15 protein-coding genes are annotated in these 21,294 nt (G+C 49.8%); 3 read left to right on the plus strand and 12 right to left on the minus strand.

The features are described 5' to 3' along the window. Window positions 1–31: 31 nt before the first annotated feature. The 3 genes from PGX44_RS08930 to PGX44_RS08940 form a co-directional block, all read right to left on the minus strand. Complete coding sequence (locus PGX44_RS08930; protein WP_498855110.1) at window positions 32–2,425, minus strand: AAA family ATPase; 2,394 nt, start codon at window positions 2,423–2,425, stop codon at window positions 32–34. A 102-nt stretch (window positions 2,426–2,527) separates the two neighbouring features. Further along, a complete protein-coding gene (locus PGX44_RS08935; protein ID WP_498855111.1) occupies window positions 2,528–3,223 on the minus strand; it encodes a response regulator transcription factor in 696 nt (231 codons plus the stop codon). Next, window positions 3,201–4,709 (minus strand): sensor histidine kinase, encoded by a 1,509-nt coding sequence (locus PGX44_RS08940; RefSeq protein WP_498855112.1) that lies wholly within the window; start codon window positions 4,707–4,709, stop codon window positions 3,201–3,203. Before PGX44_RS08940 ends, PGX44_RS08935 begins: the two co-directional genes overlap by 23 nt. A gap of 203 nt (window positions 4,710–4,912) precedes the next feature. Here PGX44_RS08940 and PGX44_RS08945 point away from each other — a divergent pair, with 203 nt between their 5' ends. Then, entirely contained in the window at window positions 4,913–5,551 is a 639-nt protein-coding gene (locus PGX44_RS08945) for a hypothetical protein (RefSeq protein ID WP_498855113.1), read from the plus strand. Between the two features lie 4 nt (window positions 5,552–5,555). Here PGX44_RS08945 and PGX44_RS08950 read toward each other — a convergent pair whose 3' ends face one another. The 5 genes from PGX44_RS08950 to PGX44_RS08970 all read right to left on the minus strand — a co-directional run bounded on the left by PGX44_RS08950 (window position 5,556) and on the right by PGX44_RS08970 (window position 12,043). Further along, window positions 5,556–7,223: a glycosyltransferase family 39 protein gene (locus tag PGX44_RS08950; protein WP_498855114.1), complete on the minus strand. Its 1,668-nt coding sequence runs from the start codon at window positions 7,221–7,223 to the stop codon at window positions 5,556–5,558. A gap of 187 nt (window positions 7,224–7,410) precedes the next feature. Next, window positions 7,411–8,715, minus strand: coding sequence for an MFS transporter (locus tag PGX44_RS08955; protein ID WP_186502995.1), 1,305 nt, complete (start codon window positions 8,713–8,715; stop codon window positions 7,411–7,413). Window positions 8,716–8,934: 219 nt separating this feature from the next. Continuing rightward, a complete protein-coding gene (locus PGX44_RS08960) occupies window positions 8,935–10,386 on the minus strand; it encodes a 4-hydroxyphenylacetate 3-hydroxylase family protein (RefSeq protein WP_186502994.1) in 1,452 nt (483 codons plus the stop codon). Window positions 10,387–10,457: 71 nt separating this feature from the next. Further along, a complete protein-coding gene (locus PGX44_RS08965) occupies window positions 10,458–10,874 on the minus strand; it encodes a MaoC family dehydratase (RefSeq protein WP_186502993.1) in 417 nt (138 codons plus the stop codon). Between the two features lie 29 nt (window positions 10,875–10,903). Next, window positions 10,904–12,043: an acyl-CoA dehydrogenase gene (locus PGX44_RS08970; RefSeq protein ID WP_498855115.1), complete on the minus strand. Its 1,140-nt coding sequence runs from the start codon at window positions 12,041–12,043 to the stop codon at window positions 10,904–10,906. 380 nt (window positions 12,044–12,423) lie between these two features. Here PGX44_RS08970 and PGX44_RS08975 point away from each other — a divergent pair, with 380 nt between their 5' ends. Further along, on the plus strand, window positions 12,424–13,227 hold the full coding sequence (locus PGX44_RS08975) for an IclR family transcriptional regulator (RefSeq protein ID WP_186502991.1): 804 nt from the start codon (window positions 12,424–12,426) through the stop codon (window positions 13,225–13,227). A 147-nt stretch (window positions 13,228–13,374) separates the two neighbouring features. Here PGX44_RS08975 and ilvD (PGX44_RS08980) read toward each other — a convergent pair whose 3' ends face one another. Beyond that, window positions 13,375–15,096 carry a dihydroxy-acid dehydratase gene (gene ilvD, locus PGX44_RS08980; RefSeq protein WP_498855116.1) on the minus strand — a complete coding sequence of 574 codons (1,722 nt, stop codon included), beginning with the start codon at window positions 15,094–15,096 and terminating at the stop codon, window positions 13,375–13,377. 94 nt (window positions 15,097–15,190) lie between these two features. Further along, on the minus strand, window positions 15,191–16,510 hold the full coding sequence (locus PGX44_RS08985) for a nickel pincer cofactor-dependent isomerase, group 22 (RefSeq protein ID WP_498855117.1): 1,320 nt from the start codon (window positions 16,508–16,510) through the stop codon (window positions 15,191–15,193). A 510-nt stretch (window positions 16,511–17,020) separates the two neighbouring features. Between PGX44_RS08985 and ilvD (PGX44_RS08990) the strand changes: the two genes are divergently transcribed. Further along, a complete protein-coding gene (ilvD, locus tag PGX44_RS08990) occupies window positions 17,021–18,712 on the plus strand; it encodes a dihydroxy-acid dehydratase (protein WP_498855118.1) in 1,692 nt (563 codons plus the stop codon). 158 nt (window positions 18,713–18,870) lie between these two features. Here the strand turns inward: ilvD (PGX44_RS08990) and PGX44_RS08995 are convergent, their stop codons facing one another. Beyond that, entirely contained in the window at window positions 18,871–20,142 is a 1,272-nt protein-coding gene (locus PGX44_RS08995; protein ID WP_186502987.1) for an MFS transporter, read from the minus strand. 386 nt (window positions 20,143–20,528) lie between these two features. Next, window positions 20,529–21,290, minus strand: coding sequence for an SDR family NAD(P)-dependent oxidoreductase (locus tag PGX44_RS09000; RefSeq protein ID WP_498855119.1), 762 nt, complete (start codon window positions 21,288–21,290; stop codon window positions 20,529–20,531). Between the last annotated feature and the right edge of the window lie 4 nt (window positions 21,291–21,294).

Genomic DNA, 21,294 nt, shown 5'->3' on the forward strand with positions numbered 1-21,294 from the left:
CATCATTCTGTTTTAAAAAAACTGCGCAGCCTCAATCATAAAAGACGCTACGCAGTACATTGCCCCAGTGGCGTACTTTTTCCGGATCACCCGGCCAGTACTCCGACAGGAGAGGCATAATTTCGTAATCTACAATTTCCATGAGCCATTCTTCCGAATATTCGGTCTGGCCACAGAAGTAGCCATGACCAATGCGATAGCCCCGGCCCAAATGGGGGTCTTCGGCAATTTCCTTATTCAAGTCTTTCACGCGCTCGATGAGGGCATGAAAGGTGTCGCTGTCAAAGTGCCGTTCATAGGCCCGGAAGCCGTCAGAGTCGAATTCCGGAATCAGTTCAAAGAAGCCAAAGCGGCGGCGCAGGACGTAATCGCGGATCGGTACGGTATCGGCCATACTCATCATACCGATAATATAAATATTCTTAGGTACAGAAAAGGGCATGCCGTTACAGGAAAGGGTTATCAGGGTGCCCCGGTACGCTTTTTCCACGAGCAGCATGAGTTCGCCAAAAATCTGGCCTACGTTGCCGCGGTTAATGTCATCAATGATAAAAAAGAACGATTTATTAGGCATGTTCGCTGCGCGCTGGCAAAACCGATAAAAAATACCGTATTGCAGCTCATAGCCTGCGCCTTGCGGTTTATAGCCGGCAACGAAGTCTTCGTATGTATAGTTTTCATGGAAATGGACAAATTCTATACGGCTATCATCCTGCTCCCGCATCATGGCGTAGGCAATACGCTTTGCCGTATAGGTTTTGCCAACACCCGGCGCCCCTTGAAGGATAATATTTTGCTTATGCTTTAAAAGGGAAATGAGCGTATCGAAGTGTCCCCGCGTCATGTAGACTTCCCGGATAAAATCATCCCGTGTATAGGGCTTGATGATCCGTTTATGATCTACCGGATTTTCTTCCCGTATGAGATCCATAATACACGTATACTCATTGCGCGATAACTTAAAGAGGTTCCCCTGGGGATTGGCAAAATATTCCATGTCCTTTAGTTCCGGTATATTTTCCAGGGTATGGAAATCGACAGGATGGACAAGGCCTTCAATTTTCTCCAGGTACAGGTTTTCCCCATCGCTTTCCTTGACAATTTTACCGATAGCCACGATTTTGCGCACAGGTATGGCTTCATAGCAGATGAGGAAGTCACCGCTTCGGGCTTCCAGGAAGTGATCGAAGATCCGCCGCTTATTCCCGTTTTCATTATATAGGGAAAAGCTCAGCGTTTCCCCTACATCGAGGGACGAAAAGCTCCAAATGACCGGATTGACACTAAACCACCAGGCCGCATGAGGGCCCTTGAGGACAGATACGTAAGCATAGAGGCTGACGCGGGACAGGTCGGTCTGTTGCAGGGCTTCTTCCAGCTCTGGCCGCAGCTTCCAAATATAGCCGCCTTCATGATCCTTTTCATCCCGTTTGCCCATGTAGAGAATCGGCCACCATTTAGCCTCTTCGTCGTCTGTATTGAGGACGTTGCAATCGGTCTTTTCTGCTACCCGTTTGGCCAGGGCTACAGAGCAGAAATTATAGAAATTTCTCGGTTCACCGTATTTATTGGATAATTGCCGACACGTTGCCATACCGCCATAATCGAGGAGACGGCGCATAACTTCCAGGCTGCTTTCTGTAAAAACGGCATCGTCCTGCAAGAGATCCAGCCAGTCTGCTACGGTCAATTCCGGCGAATAATCGATAGGCAGCCAGTCGCTGTCACTGCGGCCAATGCCTTTTTTCGAGTACACCCGGCTGATATAGCGGCAAAAATCGATGGTCAGCGTCCGTGCTTTCTTATCGGGCCAGCACTTATCCTGCAGCTGGCTGTGAAAGAGCTGCTGTAATTCCAGGTCGGCGCCTACGACGTCGCAAATTTCATCATACAGAGCGTAAGCGCCGATTAAATTACCGGCATGGGCGCCGCGGCGGGGAATAAAGGAGCTCCCCAATTCCTTAGCGACGACACGGCATTCGGAATAGTCGTAAATATAATACGTATCGGGATAGCGCAGCCAAAGGTAGATACTGATGGCGTTGAGTTTTTGGTAATGCTGTTTCCAAATACCTTCGCCGTATTCCCGGCGGATCTGTTCGGCAGCCTCCTGGAACTGCTCAACCCGTTCCGTCAGGTCCTTCTTTTCATCATAGAGACGGGAAAACATAGCCCGCGTAGCATCGCGGTTAACGGCGGCAAAGCCCCGCATGACGCCGCGGGGATAATAATTGACCGATGTGAGCAGGTCTTTGGTCTGCGCCGTAGCAGCGATGAACATTTCTTCAAAGTCCCGGGCCATAAAATCCCAATTGGTCTGAAAGCAATATACGGCCTCCCATTTGTATCGTTCGGCAGGCCAGCGCTGCTCAAAATCCCGCTTGTATTCTTTTAATATCGTTTGCAGTTTCTCCAGATCAATCATGGCTATCCTTCTTCCCCCAAGTGCCTTGGCAACGTATCTTTCTATGGGCTATTGTAGCATGTTTACAGGTAAAATTGAACGCTTTTTACAACACCCGGACCTTTAGCATTCTTTCAGCCTGTAGCCGGCACCCCAGACGGTTTCAATATAGATAGGATGCGACGGATCGGGCTCAATTTTTTCCCTGATGCGGTTGATGTGGACCATGACCGTCGCCGTATCACCTTCAGCATCATAGCCCCAAACCTTTTCAAAAAGACGCTCGCGGCTAAAGACGATGCCCTGATTGCGGGCCAGAAAGACGAGGAGTTCAAATTCCTTATGTGTCAGCGTGACCTCCTTAGGGCCGACAAAGACGCGATGCTTATCCGTTTCAATAGTAAGCTCCCCACAATGAATGACCGCCGCGTTGGCTGTCTGGGCACCGGCCGTCAGCCGTTCATACCGGGCTATGTGGGCCTTCACGCGGGCTACGAGCTCCATCGGACTAAAGGGCTTAATGATGTAATCATCGGCACCCAGTCCCAGGCCGCGGATCTTGTCGATGTCTTCCCGTTTGGCCGACACCATGAGGATGGGCACATCCTTCTCCGCCCGCAGACGGCGGCAGACTTCAAAGCCATCCAGACCGGGCAGCATAATATCCAACAGGACCAGGTCATAGTCCTGATGCAGGGCCCGGTCCAGTCCGTCCGTACCCGTTTCGGCAATATCGGCAGTAATGCCGGCAGCTTCAAGGAAATCCCGTTCCAGTTCGGCAATTTCCTGGTTATCTTCAATGATCAGTATCGTTTTCACTGTTTTTCGTCTCCTTTGCAAGGGGCAGGGTCATGCGAATCGTAAGGCCCCCTCCCGGTGTGGCTTCGGCCTTAATCGTACCCCCTAAGGCTTCCACAATCTGCTTGGTAATAGCCAGTCCCAGACCGCTGCCTTGTTTCACATCCGTCCGGGCCTTATCGGTACGATAAAAGCTGTCAAAGAGCAGGGGCAAGGCCTCGTCCGGTACGCCCCGGCCGTGATCGGCAAAGGCCAGGCTGGCCTGGCCGCCGCACTGCGTCAGGACAATGTCTACAGCCACGCGTTCACCTTCTTTATACTTCAGGCTGTTTTCCAAAAGATTTTCCACCACCCGTTGAAACTGCATCCGGTCCAGGGCTACCCAAAAGCCCCGGCCCGTATGGGACAGGCGGAGGTCTAAGCCGCGTTTTTCATAGTCGCCTGCACATTCACCCAGGAAATCTGCGAAGTACTCCTGTAAATCGACGACTTCTGTATGGAAGGGCACGCGGCCCAGTTCCAGTTTGGAAAAGAGAAAAAGACTGTCTACGAGCCGTTCCAGGGTGCAGGCACTACGGTACATGAGCTCCACGTAATGATGTTTCTTTTCCGGTGTCGCTGCAATACCTTCCAAAATGCCACAGGCATAGCCTTTAAGGAGCGTCAGCGGCGTCGACAAATCGTGGGAAATACCGGCAATGAGCTCGCGCCGGTTTTGTTCGTAGCGTTCCCGTTCTGCCCGGGAGCGCTGCAATTCCTGCCGCATGGCATCAAAGTCACGGCACGCTTCACCCAGTTCGTCGCCGGCCGTAACCTGCAGGGGTTCATCGAGATTGCCATTGCGAATGGCTGCCGAGGCCTGACGCAGCGCCGACAACGGTTCCAGAATCTGTCGTGATAAGAGGCGGGACAAATAAATGCCAAAGCCGAGAATCAATACCAGGGCCAGGCCTACCATAAAGAAAAGCACGCCGTGCAAAAGTCCCTTGGCTGTGCCCGGCCGGATACCGCCACGAGCCAGGAAGGGCACGTCACCGGCAGCGAAAATAGCCGTCCCCTGTGGTGCCGTATAGGTGAAATAAAAGCCTTCGTCGTTCCAAACCATGGCCGACGACTGACCGCCGCCTTTGCGGTATACCGCTTCCTGCAGGCGCAGGGCATTGGCGCCAGGCGTGCAATAAAGAACGTGTCCCTGGCGGACAATGGCTGTTTCAATGCCCAGGCTCTCGAGAACATGACAGTCATCCATGAGATCCTTGACTTTAGGTTTATCCATGTGGTCCAATTTATCAATATTGACTTTTAGTGAACTCACAGTGTACTGAATGGACATGGCCGGCCCTTTTTCGGGCCAGAGGGTCACCAGATTGCCATCAGGTCCGGCGGAAAAACGCAGGCCCTGCAAAATCAGGCCGGCGATCCCCATGAGGATACAGACAGGGATCACCACCATCATGACGTTGGCAAAAAGGAGCCGTTTACGCAGAGATATATCACGAATACGCATGGGCACCGCCTTCTTTCTTTTTCTTGTATATGCCTAGTATAGGCGATAGTTCTTAAGATTTCCTAAACAAAAGGTACCTTTCCTAAAGCGAAAAAAACGCATAATTTCGCGAATCTTATGCCCTCTGTTAGGTTCTGTTTAGATTTTACCGCTATACTGCAGGTGTAGTCAAAAAAAGTCTTCATTCACATACAGGAGGTACCATGATGGAACAGAAAAAATTAGACTCTCTCAAAGACACATTGCAACAGAAAGTATTTACCAAGAAACACCTGAAACAAGCCACGGCTGTCGTGGTGGTCTGTGCCATTATCGGCGGCGGTGCCGGCTGGTACCACGTACAGCAAAAGAAGGCCCACCATGCTGAAGTCGCCGCAGCACGCACGTCCATGATTGAAGCAGAAGCAACCAAAAATGGCCTGGCACTGCTCGACCCTGATACGATCAAGGAACGGGCAGCACAGGCCATTGGTAAAGACAGCTCTACCTTAACGTTTGCTGAAGTAAATCTGGAACTGCCCCGTCAGGGCGGTCCCGATCAGAAAGACCCTAAAGAAGGAAAGGAACACAAGGGACGCGAAAGAGATAGAAAAGGATCGCCGGACCAGGGCGGTCAGCAGGACCGTAAGGACGGCACGGCCGGCGCTTCGACACAGGCCAAACAGCCACAGGCTCCGGCTCAGAATACAGCCCAGACACCGGCAGCGCAGGCCGGCCAGCCACAAGCTCAGGCACAGCTTATGCATCCCCTCTACGCCGTACGCTGTAAAGATGGCAGCGTGACCTACCATATTCTTCTCGACGCCGTCACAGGCGACCCCGTCCGCGTCAGCATGAGCTAACCTATTAAGACTGTGACCCCTGATGATTGACTAGGATGTAGTAATCTTCTACGTGCAGGCACTGCGCTTCCGGCGTACCTAAGACGCGGCGCGCTTCGTCGAGATAGAGCGGCTGCACGACGACGATGACGCGCTGCGGGCTTTCCCAAAGTTCGCGCAATTCCTTACTGCCGTAATACATGCCCGTCCGGTCCGTATGGTACAGGCCATATTCCAGTTCGCCCATAAAGTTAGCCGCTGCAATGGGCCGGTCCAGGTAATAGACCAAGCCCGGCATAAATTTGCCGTACATGATAATCGGCGTTTTTTGATCCGGATCGAGTTCCTTCAAATCCTGGCTGACATAGTACGCCGTCTGGTGGTCGTGGATCTGGCCTTGTACCTGATGAGCACCGACGCCAAAGCCATAGGCCATACAGGAAAGAACCAGGAAGACAGCCAAAAAGCTGCGCCGCGAGCGCCAGATCCAGGCAGCTGCGATAGTCCCGAGCAAAAGCGAGGCGATGAGCAAACCGCCGTGCGTCACGAAGCCGGAAACGGTGAGGAAGTCCGTTCGCATAATATACGCGATGCCCGCAACGGTAAAGAGCAGGCACAGGATGCTGTTTGCCAGGAAGGAGTGGCAGAGCCAGCTGCCGGCGTGGCGGCACCGTTCCAGCGAGGCTGCTACGAGTATGGACAAGGGCAGCCAGCAGGGCATAATGTACGTCGGTAATTTCGAATCAGAAATGCTGTAGAAAAGATAAATCAGGCCTGCCCACAAGGCCAGAAGGCACAGGGCCTGCTTTTCCTTAGGGGACGACGGGCTGCGGAAAATACCGCGTTTGCTGAAAAAGGTAAGTAAGAAGCCTGTCCACGGCATGAAGCCCGCCAAAAGTACCGGTACGAAATAATACCACGGATGGAACCGTTCGTGCATGGTCGTAGCAAAACGCAGGAAATGTTCGCGAATAAAGAAGAAATAAAAAAATTCCGGATTACGCTGGCAGACGAGATAATACCAGGGCACAGCAATGACCAGAAAGAGCAAGATTCCCGGCAGGTAGAACAGGCGCAAAAAGAGGCGCGGCCGCCGCGTAAGCAGGACATACCAAAAGAGAATACCAAAGGGAAAGACGATGGCAATCAGCCCCTTCGTCAGCATGCCAAAGCCCATAGAGGCATAGAAAAGGAGCAAATACTTCTTCTTTTCTGTCCGTTCGAAGACATAGAACGAGGCCAGGCACGTGTTGACAAAGAACGTCAGGGCCATATCGAGAACGCCAATAGAAGAAACGATTAATTGCAAGGCCGTCGTTGCCAGGATGATACCGGCCATAATCCCTGTACGGCGGTTAAACATATAGCGGCCCAGCCAGGCTGCCACGAGGACATTACCGATGCCCGTTAAGGCCGGCAACACGCGGCCTGTAAATTCCTGAAAGCCAAAGAGCTTCATGGCCAGGGCCGTGATCCAATACTGGAAAATCGGCTTTTCAAAATACGGCATATAATCAAAATGGGGCGTCACATAATCGCCGGATAAAACCATTTCCATGGCTACCCGGTGATAGCGGCCTTCATCGAGCTCGATAAGATGATACGAACCCAAGTGTGCCACATACAACAAGATCAATGCCAGACACAACAAACCCAGTGTTGCCCGGCGGTGATGTCTAATAAAAGTTACCATTACCCTATCCTCCCACTGTACTAAAATGCAGTGGTTACAGTATACACAAAAGTTATAAACAAAAAATTAACAACTCCCAGTTACGCATCTTTTTTTCAAAAAATTACAAAGGGGGATCTGCCCATAGAGCAGGTCCCCCTCTTCTTTTTTCAATAAAACGCTGTCGCAGCGCCTATAGCTGCAGACCTTATTGTGCCCCTACCTTCTTATTCATGTTAATCCAGATGGGGAACAGGCAAACGCCCAAGGCAAAGGCCAGGAACAGGATAATGGCCCAATAATAGCTGCCCGTAAAGGTAACGATAAGCCCTACGAGGATTGGCACGATCGTACCGCCAATATTGCCCATGAAGTTCATGGCACCGGCTACGATGCCGACATCATCCTTCTGGGAAATGGCAGCCGGCATCATCCAAAAGGTGGCGCCAACCCATTTTTCACAGAACATGGCGAAGGACATGTAGACAATAGCCAGGGTAATCGTCGCAGCCGTGCTCAAAAGGTACATGGAAAGAGCCATGGCAATACCCAAGCCGGCCAGGGCGTATTTGACGACCTTGTTGGAATCATAGCCCTTGATGCGCAGCATATCGATCATGTAGCCGCCAAAGAAGGAGCCAATGACGCCACAGCCAAAGATGATGAATATCGAGCCGCCGACGGTCATGATATTAACCTTGAATACCTGGGATAAATACATAGGGCCCCAGGTCATGAGGCCATACCAGAAGCAGTCGTAGCAGACAAAGCCTAAGACCATGCCCCAGAAGGTCAGGCTGCGCAAATACCGCGGTAAGCCTAATGACGTACGGCCGCCGCTGGCCATCTGTTCACTTTCATATTCTTCCTTTAAGGCCTTGTCAATGTATTCCCGTTCGGCTGCATTGATCATGGTATTCGTATCCGGTGTCGTATGTACAAATTTATAACATACTAAGACAACAGCCATGGTTACAACACCGGCACCCATCAATGCGCCACGCCAGCCACCAAACCACGCCAGGAAGGCAATGATCAGCGGCCCGCCAATCGACGTCCCTAAGGCTGACCCGGCATCGACGATAGCCGCCCCGCGGGTCCGTTCATTTTTCGTCAGCCACACGGACTGCAGCTTGCTGCTGGCCGGATAGATCGGCGCTTCCGACGCACCTAACAAGGCGCGGACAATCATGAAGCCCGTACTGCCATTGAGGAAGCCCGTAATGATCTGAAAAATCCCCCAGAGCAGGCCAGATCCGAGAATCGTTTTCCCTGGTCCCAGGCGGTCAGCAATCCAGCCGGCCGGAATCTGCATGAGCGTATAGCCCCAGAAAAAAGCACTCAGAATAACGCCGACCATGGCAGGTCCAAATTGTAAATCTGCTTCGATGGCAGGCATACAAATCGAAATAACCGCCCGGTCTACATAGTTAACCGTACATAATGCGAGCAGAGAGCCAAAAACCATCCAGCGGACTTTCGTTGGCTTACTACCATACAAATCGTGTGTCATAATGCACACCCCCTATTTAAATTAGCCTGCAGGCTTACACGGCCACGTGCACACGCCCCCTTTCCCCGTTTTCTGCAAGCGTGAAACCCCATATCACTACATTAACTCTACATTCATTATAGACACCGGCCCCTATTCTGTCAACGAATATTTTACTTATTTATTCCCATTCTCTGCATAAAAAAGCAGGCCTCTTACGAGGCCTGCCAAAGGTACTGATTATTCTTCGATGTGTGCAATTGCTTTTGCCAGGTTTTTCTTCATTTCCAAGTTGCCCTGACGGGAAATCATGATGCGCTGTGCCTGCGGAGAACCTGCACCGTGCATGGATTCCGTACGGTAGCCAACAGCAGCTGTGCCGAGGCAGAGGTTTTCAATGAGGCGTAATACTTTCAGGCGGTTTTCTGTCGAAACGGCAGAGATGCCTTTCAGGTATTTATCAACATACGGCCCAATCTTGGAGTCGCGCAGGTCGATTTCAGACGGTGCTGTTACTACGAGACCGCCGGCAATATCTTCAGCCAGACGAACGATTTCATAGGGGAAACGCGTAACGTTCTGTTTGCAAACGTTAGCCAGCAGCATGTCGATGAGGTAGTTACCGGCTTTCGTCTTGGTGCCCAAAGCGGAGCAAGCAATGCCGCAGCCAAAGAGGGTTTCATTGAGGTGCTGCATTTCAATGATCTTGTCTTTGATGTGGGATGCGGAAGAGCAGCCGTTGTAATCAGCAGCCAGAGCAGCTGCGCCGATCAATACGTCACCTACGCCAACTTTACAGCCGCCGTAAGACTGACGATGGTAACCGGCAAAGCGTTCTACCATCATGCCGGCAAATTCAACTTCGCCGTTCAGGAAGATCTGGTCATTCGGGATGAATACGTTATCGAAAATAACCAGGGCTTCTGTGCCGCCGAATTCCGGGTTGCCCGTATCCATCGGTGCACCTTCCAGTTTACGCGTATCGCAGGACTGACGGCCAACGATCATGAAGATGCCTTCAGCATCGGTAGGACAGCAGAAGGAAATAGCGTAATCTTTATCAGCTTCACGCATGGAAATCGTCGGCATGACGATAACTTCGTGGGAGTTGATGAAGCCCGTCTGATGTGCTTTGGCACCACGAACAACGACGCCATCAGGACGACGTTCTACAACGTGCAGGTACATATCCGGATCATCCTGTGCATGCGGTGCTTTGCTGCGGTCACCCTTCGGGTCCGTCATAGCGCCGTCGACAGTGAAGTCGTTCTGCTGTACGCGCGTTAAGAACTTCTTGAAGTTTTCATGATAATGCGTACCATATTTCTGGTCGATTTCATAGGTTGTAGAGAATACGGCGTTCGAAGCATCCATACCTACACAACGCTGGAAGCAGGCTGCCGTCTTCTGGCCGAGGAGACGCTGCATTTTAACTTTGTTCATCAGATCCTGTGTGCTCTGATGGATATGGGTGAAACGGTTGATTTTTTCACCGGTAAGAGAGGACGTAGCCGTCATGAGATCTTCATATTCCGGTTTCTGAGCCAGATCATAGGTCATACGTACAGAGTTCAGAGACGGACGAAGAATCGGATCATCAACGACGTTTTCAACTTTCTTACCGAACATATATACCTGCAGGTTTAATTTACGCATGCTTTCGATATACTGTTCGCCAGTCATAAGTGCCATAATAGTAACCTCCTGTGGTCAACATGGTACGGGCGGACACAGAACCTGTGCCCGCTGCACCAACAACTGATTTAGAATTTGAGAATCATAGCCTTGCCGTCCGTTACAACGACGCCATCCTGATTCGTAACAACTGTACTATAAATGAGACGATGTTTTTCCGGAACCTTTTCAATCAGTTCGGCTGTACAGGTGATGGTATCTCCGATATGTACAGGAGCCTTAAACTTGAGTTCCTGCGAGCAATAAATTGGCGTGCCACCGTGAGCGGCCTTCGTCATCGTTGTAGAAATAATACCAGCACTGAGCATACCATGGGCAATACGGCCTTTAAACATGGTCTTCGATGCTTCTACTTCATTAACATGCATGGGGTTGAAGTCCCCTGTTACGCCGGCAAAGGCATAGACGTCACATTCACCGATGGTCTTGCCGAACGTGGTCTTGTCGCCAACTTTCATTTCATCATACGTTAATACATCACTCATCGTTTTTTACCTCTCTTTTTATGCTGCGTTTACTGTAAAAGTTGTCCAGAAATGATCAGTCTCTGAATCTGGTTAGAACCTTCATAAATCTGTGTGATCTTCGCATCACGCATGAGGCGTTCTACAGGGTATTCGCGAGTGTAGCCATAGCCGCCGAGAATCTGGACTGCATCCGTAGCGATGGACATAGCAGCATCTGTAGCATACATTTTAGCCATGCAGGATTCTTTCGTGCAAGGAAGTCCTTTTTCTTTGAGGGCAGCAGCGCGATATACCAGGAGACGGGCAGCATCGAGTTTCGTAGCCATGTCAGCGAGCATGAAAGCGATGGACTGGAATTTGCCAATCGTCTTGCCGAACTGTTCACGTTCTTTCGAATACTTGATAGCAGCTTCTAAGGCAGCGCCGGCAATACCGAGGCCCTGAGCAGCTACGCCGATACGGCCGCCGTCGAGACCCTGCATTGCAATTTTGAAGCCTTTGCCTTCTTCGCCGAGAAGATTTTCAACCGGAACTTTAACGTCCTGGAAAATCAGTTCCCGCGTTGCCGATGCGTGGATACCCATTTTATGTTCTTCTTTACCGAAGCTGAAACCTTCCATTCCCTTTTCAAGAATGAATGCGGAAATTCCTTTGGTTCCTTTGGATTTATCTGTCATAGCGAATACAACATAGATATCCGCTTCGCCACCATTGGTGATGAAGATTTTGGAACCGTTCAGGATGTAATGATCACCCTGTTTTACAGCGACGCTCTGCTGGCGGGCTGCATCGGAACCAGCATTCGGTTCCGTCAGGCCGAATGCACCGAGTTTCGTGCCTTCTGCTAACGGTGTAAGGTACTTTTTCTTCTGTTCTTCTGTACCGAATTTCCAGATAGGCCAAGCACAGAGGGAAATGCTGGAAGCATAACCGGCTGCTACTGCATCATCTACCTTGGAAAGTTCTTCGTTGGCAATAATGTAGCTCGTATAGCTGCCTTCACTGCCACCGTATTCTTCCGGGAAGAAAATGCCGCATAAGCCTAATTCCCCGATTTTGTCAAAAAGTTCACGAGAAAATTCTTCCTTTTCGTCCCGTTCATGGACGGTAGGTGCAATTTCCTTTTCCGCAAATTCACGTACTAACTTCTGAATGGCCTGTTGTTCTTCAGAAAATTCGAAATCCATAAAAAATACCTCCCCTAATTATACGCCTCATCAGGCATTTATTCAAAACTATTTTACTAGTTTTAACCTAGTATATACAAATTTCCCTTTACATAACGTTCGTATATGAGTTATAATTTGTATATACGTTTTTCAGCTATATTTTATCATTTTTTTGTGGAAATGGCAACACTCAGATACAAATTCATGCTATAATGCTAAGGTCTTAGTTTTACGTTATTTTTTATGCCTTACCACCAGTTCATTAGTTTTAATTTTCACGTAGTCTGCCATTTTTCCATAGATTTGCTAATCCGGACGACTCGGGGTGACACAAATTTATGGTATATTGCTGAACGTAATCATCTATTTTCTAGTACCAAAAAGGAGGTCCGTCAATAATGCCTTACGCGACACACAGGCCGACAGCCCGTGTCCTGGACATTCTTCAGTTGCTCGCAACGGCCAAAGATGGCTGCACGCTGACGGAAATTGCGACGGCTATTTCCGTACCGAAGAGCACGATTGTCCCCATCATCCGTACGCTATGTGAGCGCCGCTTTATTGCCCATCACGGTACCAACAAATATATCATCGGAATCAATTCTTTGATCGTTGGCTCCGCCTGCCTGCAAGATATGGACGTACTGGAATTGTTCAAGACGCAAATGAAGCGTATCGTCGCCGCTACGTCAGAAGCATCCCAGCTGGGTGTGCTGATCAACGGGGACGTACTTTACCTGGCCAAGGAAGAATCGCCGGAACCGATCCGCCTGATCTCGTTCGTTGGCAAGCGCCTGCCGGCGTATAGCACTGCCATTGGCAAGGCCCTGCTAAGTGAGTACCCCTTGGAAAGCATCAAAAAGCTCTATCCCCAAGGCCTGCAGCCTGTAACGGAACGTACCTGCACCGACTTTGACGCGTTATACGCCCAATGCCAGGCCGGCCGGGAACGCGGCTATTTTATGGATCAGGAAGAAATTTCTCCGGGCATCAATTGTTTTTCTGTTCCCTTGCAGTATAACGGCCACTATATTGCCGCCATGAGCGTCAGCATCCCGTCTTTCCGCTTAGACGACGCCAAGAAAGAACGCTGTATTGCCGCACTCAAGGACGCAAAAGAAAAAGTAGAACAGGCCTTTACGGAAATTAACGTCAGCGATATTGATTTCTTCGCCAAATCCTTCCAGGCCCAACCTTTATAAGGATACTAAAAGAAGCTGTACAAAAAAACGGGAAGCGTTTTTTTGTACAGCTTCTTTTAGCAAAAAATCCCCGGCTCATTGCGAACCGGGGATTTTCATATAATACATTATATAGCTTTTTGTCCTTCCCTGGCGTAGGGAGACTCCTTACCGGAGATAGCCACCGGACATAGCCGACGTAGCATATTTGCTGTAACGGGCCAGGTAGCCTTTCTTTTTCGGGAAGTCCGGCATCTTCCAGTTCTTCTTGCGTTCAGCAAGAATAGCTGCTACTTCTTCTGCCGTCTTCTTTTCGCCGCCAATACCGATCATGTTGATCTTACGGTTCGGAATGTCGATTTCGATCATATCGCCGTCTTCGAGCAGGGCGATCGGACCGCCTTCTACAGCTTCCGGAGATACGTGGCCAATAGCCGGGCCCTGTGTAGCGCCGGAGAAACGGCCGTCCGTAACCAAAGCAACCGTACCATCCAAACGTTCATCAAAAGCGATAGCGTCGGTCGTCATGAGGCTTTCAGGCATACCGGAGCCCTTAGGACCTTCGTAACGGATGAAGAGGATATCGCCCTGGTTGATTTTGCCTGTAATAATAGCCTGCTGACAGTCTTCTTCCGAGTTGAAGACGCGGGCCGGGCCAATGTGATGGAGCATATCCGGATTCTTAATAGCCGAGAATTTAACAACGCTGCCATCAGGAGCAATGTTGCCGTCGAGTACGGCCAAAGAACCGTATTTCTTCGAATTTTCCGGTTTATGGATAATGTCTTCCGGATCGATACCATAGGTCTTCAGATAGCCCAGGCCGCGTTCGAAGAAGTCGCTCTTCTGGATCATTTCCAGGTTTTCGCCCAACGTACGGCCGGTTACGGTCATAACGTTGAGATCCAGTTCGTCCTTCAGGTACATCTGGATCATGGGGATACCACCGGCATACCAGAGGAATTCCGTAATGTATTTGCCGCTCGGCTGTACATTCGTCAGATACTTAATGTTTTTGCCGATTTCGTCGAACATGCGCGGATGAATATCGATGCCTAATTCATGGGCAATGGCCGGAATGTGAATCGTCGCATTCGTGGAACCGCTGATTGCCTGGTGAACTTTAATGGCATTGATAAAAGCAGCCTTGGTCATGATTTTGGACGTCGTAATGCCTTTAGCTGCCAATTCCATGATCTTCTGGCCTGCCATACGGGCATAGCGCTGGCTTTCCATGAGCGTAGCCGGAACGACGGCGTTGCCCGGCAAAGCCATACCGAGGGCTTCCGACATGCACTGCATCGTGCTGGCTGTACCCATGAACTGGCAGGAACCACACGTCGGGCAACCGGTCAGTTTATAATCTCGCATTTCATCATGGCTGACGAGACCGCGTTTGTCACGGGCCGTAATCGGGCCAGCCAGGTCAGACGTGGTGCACCCCGGGCCGCTACGCATAGAACCGCCAGGAATGTGAATAACCGGCAGATCCAAACGGGCTGCTACTTCAAGGTGTGCAGGAACAGCCTTATCGCAGCTGGAAATCAGGACTACGCCATCCCAAGGGATAACATTGGCGTGAACTTCTACCATATCGGCAATGAGTTCACGGCTCGGCAGGATGTAGTTCATGCCGTCGTGACCCTGTGCCCAGCCATCGCACAAGTCGGTTACGTGGAAGTTTGCCGGTTTGCCACCGCTTTCAAATACACCGATGGCTGCCTGCTTTGCATATTTGTCCAAATGGACACTGCCAGGATGGCTTTCACCCCAGACATCGTCAATCAGAATCTGCGGTTTGCCAAGATCACCTTCAGAAAATTCGGTACCGAGCTTCAGCGCATCAGACTGAGCCCATACCTTACGTACATCTTTACATCTCTGTTCCATAGAATTTCCTCCTGTTTCCGTGGATAGGGAACTATATAAGTATCCGGGGATTGCTCTATTCAACCCCCGGATGCAGACAAAAGATTACAGGATCTTAGAACAAATCACCTTTTGCGTCAAAGGCCATCGGTTCCGGACCGCTGATTACTTCCATGTTCGGATTAGCTTCTACTTCAGGAAGGAGTGCTTCGGAAACATAGATTTCCTGTACTTCCATCGTGTTCTTAATACGAACGATCTTCGGAGCGTTTTTATCAGCTTTTGTAGCTGTCTTCAGGGCAACCTGAATAGCCAGTTTATCATTTTCTGTCCAGAGCGGAATCTTAACCATTTCCAAAATCGTGGACGTGACAGCGTTCGGATAAGCAGCAGCGTTGACGATCTTATCGACGCAGCGCTGTGTCGTTACGTCAGCCAGGCCGAGGCCGTTCGCGTTGCCGTGTGTTTCTTCCGTCAGGTCGAGGATGATGTTGCGGTCTGCACGGAATTCGCACTTCGACGGGAATTCACCATTCGGGCCAAAGGGAACGCCTGTTTCACGGGGCAGCATGTTGGATACGTTAGGATCCTGGCCGTCACCGCTGATGTTTTTGCCGATCTTATCGATGATCAGGAGGTCAGCATGTTTGATCATAATATGACCCATCAATTCTTTTGCTTTTTTCAGGTATTCCGGTTCTTTTTCGATGATTTCATCCGGTGTCAAAGCAACGATGGTGTGTGTCTGGTCAGCTGCATTTTCGAGCAAGCCTACGCCGCAGATGATCGGAGCGTTTTTCAGGATAACTTTACCATAGCGCTGAATGTTGGCAGCCATGTTGACGAAGCCCTGTTCGTGTACGCCTTCGGCACCATGCTGTTTGCCCATGCCTATAACAGCCATCTTCATGAGGCCGCTTTCATAAGGGCCAACGAACTGCGTATGTGCTTTAATACGGCCGAGCATGATAATGCCATCCGATTCAGCAGCGTATTTATCGATGAAAACAGGACGGCCATCGTCTGTCGTGCCGATCTGTTTTGTTTCCATCGTAGCGCGGATCGGGCAATCAATATAGTCTTCTACAACGCCATAGCCGTTAACCAGTTCCGTCTGGCCTTCAGCAGTAGCACCGCCGTGGCTGCCCATAGCCGGGAAAACGAACGGTTTGCCGCCCTTTTCTTTGACATAGGCAACGATGGTCTTGATGATCAATGCCGTATTGGATACGCCGCGGCTGCCGCAGGTAATGGCAATGGACATGCCCGGTTTAATCTTGGAAGCGATGACGTCGCGGTCGAGCTGTGCCCGGACAGCAGCAGGAATGTCTTCCACCTTAATATACGAAAGGTCAAAATTCTGACGTACCTTCGCCATCTTAGGGATGAATACATCTTTACACAAATTTGCAACTACGCCTGTTCCTTGTTTCATAACTAAACTCCTCCTATTCACTATAAACAGCGATATATTAACAATATTCTGCTTCACTGTTCTTCGCTAATTCGTATATGCATATTAGTATACATAAGCGAATTTCACATACTTTAATTTTACTAGTCTGTTCTATTATGTCAAGTAATTCACGTATAGTTTTTGCGCTTTTTACCGCAAGTATTTACTCTTTTTCCAGGCCTGGCAAAAACTCTGACTAGGCCCATAGCGCCGCTCTTGGCCGCGGCTGCTGAAAACGATTTCTCTTACTGTTATTTTATCACATTCTAGTGTCCCAGTCTATGAAAAAAGAGATATTTTTTTTAGCGTCATACAACCGCATAAAATAGGGATTTATCAAAAGTTTGTAATCATTTTTCACATATATTTCCGCCTTAACCAGTTGCAAAAAAAACAGAAAACAGATATATTAAACAGAGGAATATTACTTATGTTAAATATGTATTATTTAATTTTATTATACTCTGAGGTAAAGAAAGGATGACTCTCATGTACAGAAGTAAAGAAATACTCGGCCGGCCGGAATGGTCGTTCAACCGTAGCGTCTTCAAATCCATTGGCTACTCCGACGATGATTTGGAACGTCCCTTAATCGGCATTGCCAATTCATGGAACGAACTGGTCCCGGGCCACTACAATCTCCGCCAGATTTCCGAAGCCGTAAAAAAGGGGATTTACCGTGCCGGCGGCACAGCCTGTGAATTTGGCGTTATCGCCGGCTGCGACGGCACAGCCCAAGGCCATGCAGGCATGCACTACATCCTGCCTTCGCGTGATCTCATTGCCAACGATATCGAAACGATGGTAGAAATCCACCGCCTCGACGCCGTTGTCCTGCTCGGTTCGTGCGATAAGATCGTTCCAGGCATGCTCCTGGCAGCAGCCCGTCTCGACATTCCCGTAATCTTCATGGGCGGCGGCCCTATGCTCGGCGGGAAAAAGTTCGACGGCCGTAAATCGGATTTAACTTCTATGTCCGAAGGCCTGGGCATGCTCAAAGCCGGCAAGATCGATGAAACCACATTTAACAGCATGGAAGAAGTTTGCGGCCCTACGTGCGGTTCCTGTTCCTTCTATGGCTCTGCCAATACGATGAACTGCGTAGCCGAAGCCATGGGCCTTTCCCTGCCCGGTGTCGCTCTCATTCCGGCTGTCTACGCCGACCGTACGCGGGCGGCTGAACAGACTGGTGAAGCCATCGTAAACTTAACGCGCCAAGGCATTACGAGCCATAAGATTCTCACGAAGGAAGCTATCGAAAACGGCATCCGCGTTCTCATGGCCACAGGCGGTTCGACCAATGGTGTCCTGCACCTGACGGCTATGGCCCACGAACTGGGCATTGGCCACGAAGAAATGCTCAAGACCTTTGACACGCTCAGCGCTTCGACGCCGCTCGTAGCCAAAGTAAATCCTGCTTCCGAATACGATATGGAAGATTTCTACAAAGCCGGCGGCATCCCCAAGGTCATGACGGAAATCCTGCCGCTTCTCCACGAAGACTGCATTACCGTTACAGGCGGCACAGTAAAAGAAAATCTGGAACACTATATCTATAAATACGAATTCGATCCCAACGTCATCAAAACCATGGCGGATCCCTTCGAATCGCGCAAGGGCCTGGCCATTTTGCGTGGCAACCTGGCACCGGAAACGGGCGTTACCAAGCCGGCAGCCATCGATCCTTCCATTATGACCTTTACGGGCAGCGCTAAGTGCTACGACTCGGAAGAAGCCGCGGAAGAAGCCATTTTGAACGGCGAAATCGTCGCCGGTGACGTCGTCGTCATCCGCTACGAAGGCCCGAAAGGCGGCCCGGGTATGCGGGAAATGTTCAAAGCCATGAAGTACTTATATGGCCGCGGCCTGGCCAAGTCGACGGCCCTCGTCACAGACGGCCGCTTCTCCGGCACGAATAACGGCTGCTTTGTCGGCCACGTCTCGCCGGAAGCCGCTGACGGCGGACCGATCGCCCTGGTAGAAAATGGCGATAAGATCACGATCGATATTCCCAACAACCAGCTGACGCTCCACGTCTCTGATGAAGAATTACAGAAACGCCGGGAAAAATGGGTACGGCCTACACCGAAGTTTACCCACGGCTGGCTCGGCCTCTACTCCCGCATTGCCAAGTCGGCAGCTACAGGGGCCATTCTCGATTTAAACGACAGCGATAACTAAATACAGGTCTTTAAGACCGGGAAAGGGCAGGTGCGTTACAGTGCACCTGCCCTTTTACTATAAAAATAAGAGCGGCATCCGGTGGCTAACGGATACCGCTCTATGCGCGTGTTGTGTTGGGAACTACTAGTATCTGACAGGATATATCAGCTGTTTGCTTATTCCTGTACGCCTTCCGTTTTCTTCGGCAGGGTAAGCGTCAGGATAAAGCCAAAGGCCAGCATAGCAGCCAGGAAATATACACCGGCAAAGACGGACATGAACTGTGTCGTCAGCCAGCCAACGATGAACGGGCCAACGAAACCGCCCAGGTTACCTAAGGCGTTGATAACACCGACGCTGTCACCGGCAACCTTAGCCGGGAAGAGCATTGTCGGAATCGTCCAGAAAATACCGGATGCGCACTGCAGGAAGAGACCGCAGCCGCAGAGGAATGCAAAGGATACCCATGTGTTTTCTCTCAGGAACGCTGCTGCCAGGAAGCAAAGGGCAAAACCGAGCAACGGCAAGGCAACGTATTTTTTACGGTTGCCGCTCTTATCGGAAAGATGGCCGAATACATAGAGGCCGATCATGCAAGCGAAATAAGGAATCGTCGAAAGGAAGCCGATGCTGGTCATACCGGTCTGCGTGAGGTCACGCAGGATCGTCGGCAGCCACATAGCAAAGCCATAAATACCGGTCTGGTATGCGAAATAAATGAGAATCAGTTTCCACATGTTGACACTGCCGAGAATAGCAGAGAGCGTAGACGGTGTGTTGTCTTCACCGCTGATTTCGTTCTGTTCAGCAGCCAGGGTCGTTTCCAAATATTCCCGTTCTTCTTTGGAAATCCATTTAGCTTCCGACGGACGGTTGCTGATGAGCGGCCACCAAACGAAGATGAGGAGGAAGGAAACAGCACCTTCAACGAGGAATACAGAACGCCAGCCATAGGTCGTAACCAGCCAGCCGGAAACCGGTCCGGTAATGATGGACGCAATGGCGATGTTCATAATGAAGTACGAGTTAGCACGGCCACGTTCAGACTGGGGGAACCAATGGGCGATGATAACCAGAATAGCCGGCCAAACACCACCTTCGGCAACGCCGATGAGGAAACGCAGGACTAAAAGCTGCGTCGAGGTCTGAACGAACCCGAGGCTCGTACACATAATACTCCAGGCCAGGATAGAAATAGCAATGAACTTTTTCGCATTGCCCGTTTCCGCAATATGACCACCTGGTACCTGAAGAACCATATAACCAATAAAGAAAATGCCTGCAGCTAAACCGGAAAGAGTAGCTGTCATCTGCAGGGCTTCATTCATGCCACCAGCCATAGCGAAGCCAATGTTCGTGCGATCCATAAAGCCAAAAATATAAACCAGGATCGTCGGCGGAATAATACGGATCCAGCGTTTAGCCGGAATGTTTTGTAAATCTGCCATTTAAAACACATCCTTTGAAATAATAAATTGCATGACATGTTTCATCATACAGTACATCATAAAAAGTATAAAAGCATGTTATTCTAAATTAGAATTGATTATACTGTAGATTAGTAGCCACAAAGCATGCCCTTAGCGTCTACATTGTACTATACCAAGAAAATTTATCAACTAAATCTTTCCGAAAGATTTTAACAATCGCCTAGGTATAACGTTATATTTACGTTATATTTTATATAACAAATAAAAATAAAAAGAGCGATTGCTCTGTGACCGCAATCGCTCTCAACGCCTGTAATAGGCAAAATTATAGTACTATATTTTTTTCTTTGATTAATTCGTATATGGGAATGTCTTCCTATATTAGAACTATTTTGTAAATTTTCTTACTGCATGGTCCAGCCGCCATCTAAGACGATCTGCTGGCCCGTCATATAATCAGACGCAGGTGACGCGAGGAAAACGGCGGCACCGGCAATGTCACCTACTTCACCGAAGCGGCGCATAGGAATTTTACCGGTAATATGCTTATATACTTTTTCTTCACTCAAGGCGTCTTTATTAATATCCGTAATGACGTAGCCCGGACAAATAGCGTTGACCTGAATATTGTACCGGGCCCATTCCAATGCCAGCGCCTTGGTCATTTGCAGTACACCACCCTTGGCTACACAATAGGGCAATACCTGTTTTTCAGCTACCAGGCCCAGCATCGAGGCCAAATTGATGATTTTGCCGGACTTCTGCTGGATCATGTACTTGCCGGCTGCCTGGGTCACGAAGAACACGGATTTCATATCCATATCGATGACGCGGTCCCAATCGGCTTCTGTTAAATCTTCAGCTTTTTTGGTAATAGCACTGCCGGCGTTGTTGACCAGAATATCAATGCGGCCAAAGGCAGCTATTGTTTTTTCCATGAGCTGTGCTACTTCAGCGGCAACGGTGACATCCGTTTTTACGCCCAAACCCTTGACGCCATATTTTTCCATTTCTTTGGCTACAGCATCGCATTCATCCTGATGGCGGCTGACGACGACGACGTTGGCGCCGCTCTGGGCCAAGCCTTCGACGATTCCCTTGCCAATCCCTTTCGTACCACCTGTTACAATAGCCGTTTTACCGTTAAGCTGTAATTTATCAAACATGAAA

This window comes from Caecibacter sp. AF58-12pH5A (assembly GCF_027681725.1).
Taxonomy (GTDB): domain Bacteria; phylum Bacillota; class Negativicutes; order Veillonellales; family Megasphaeraceae; genus Megasphaera; species Megasphaera hominis.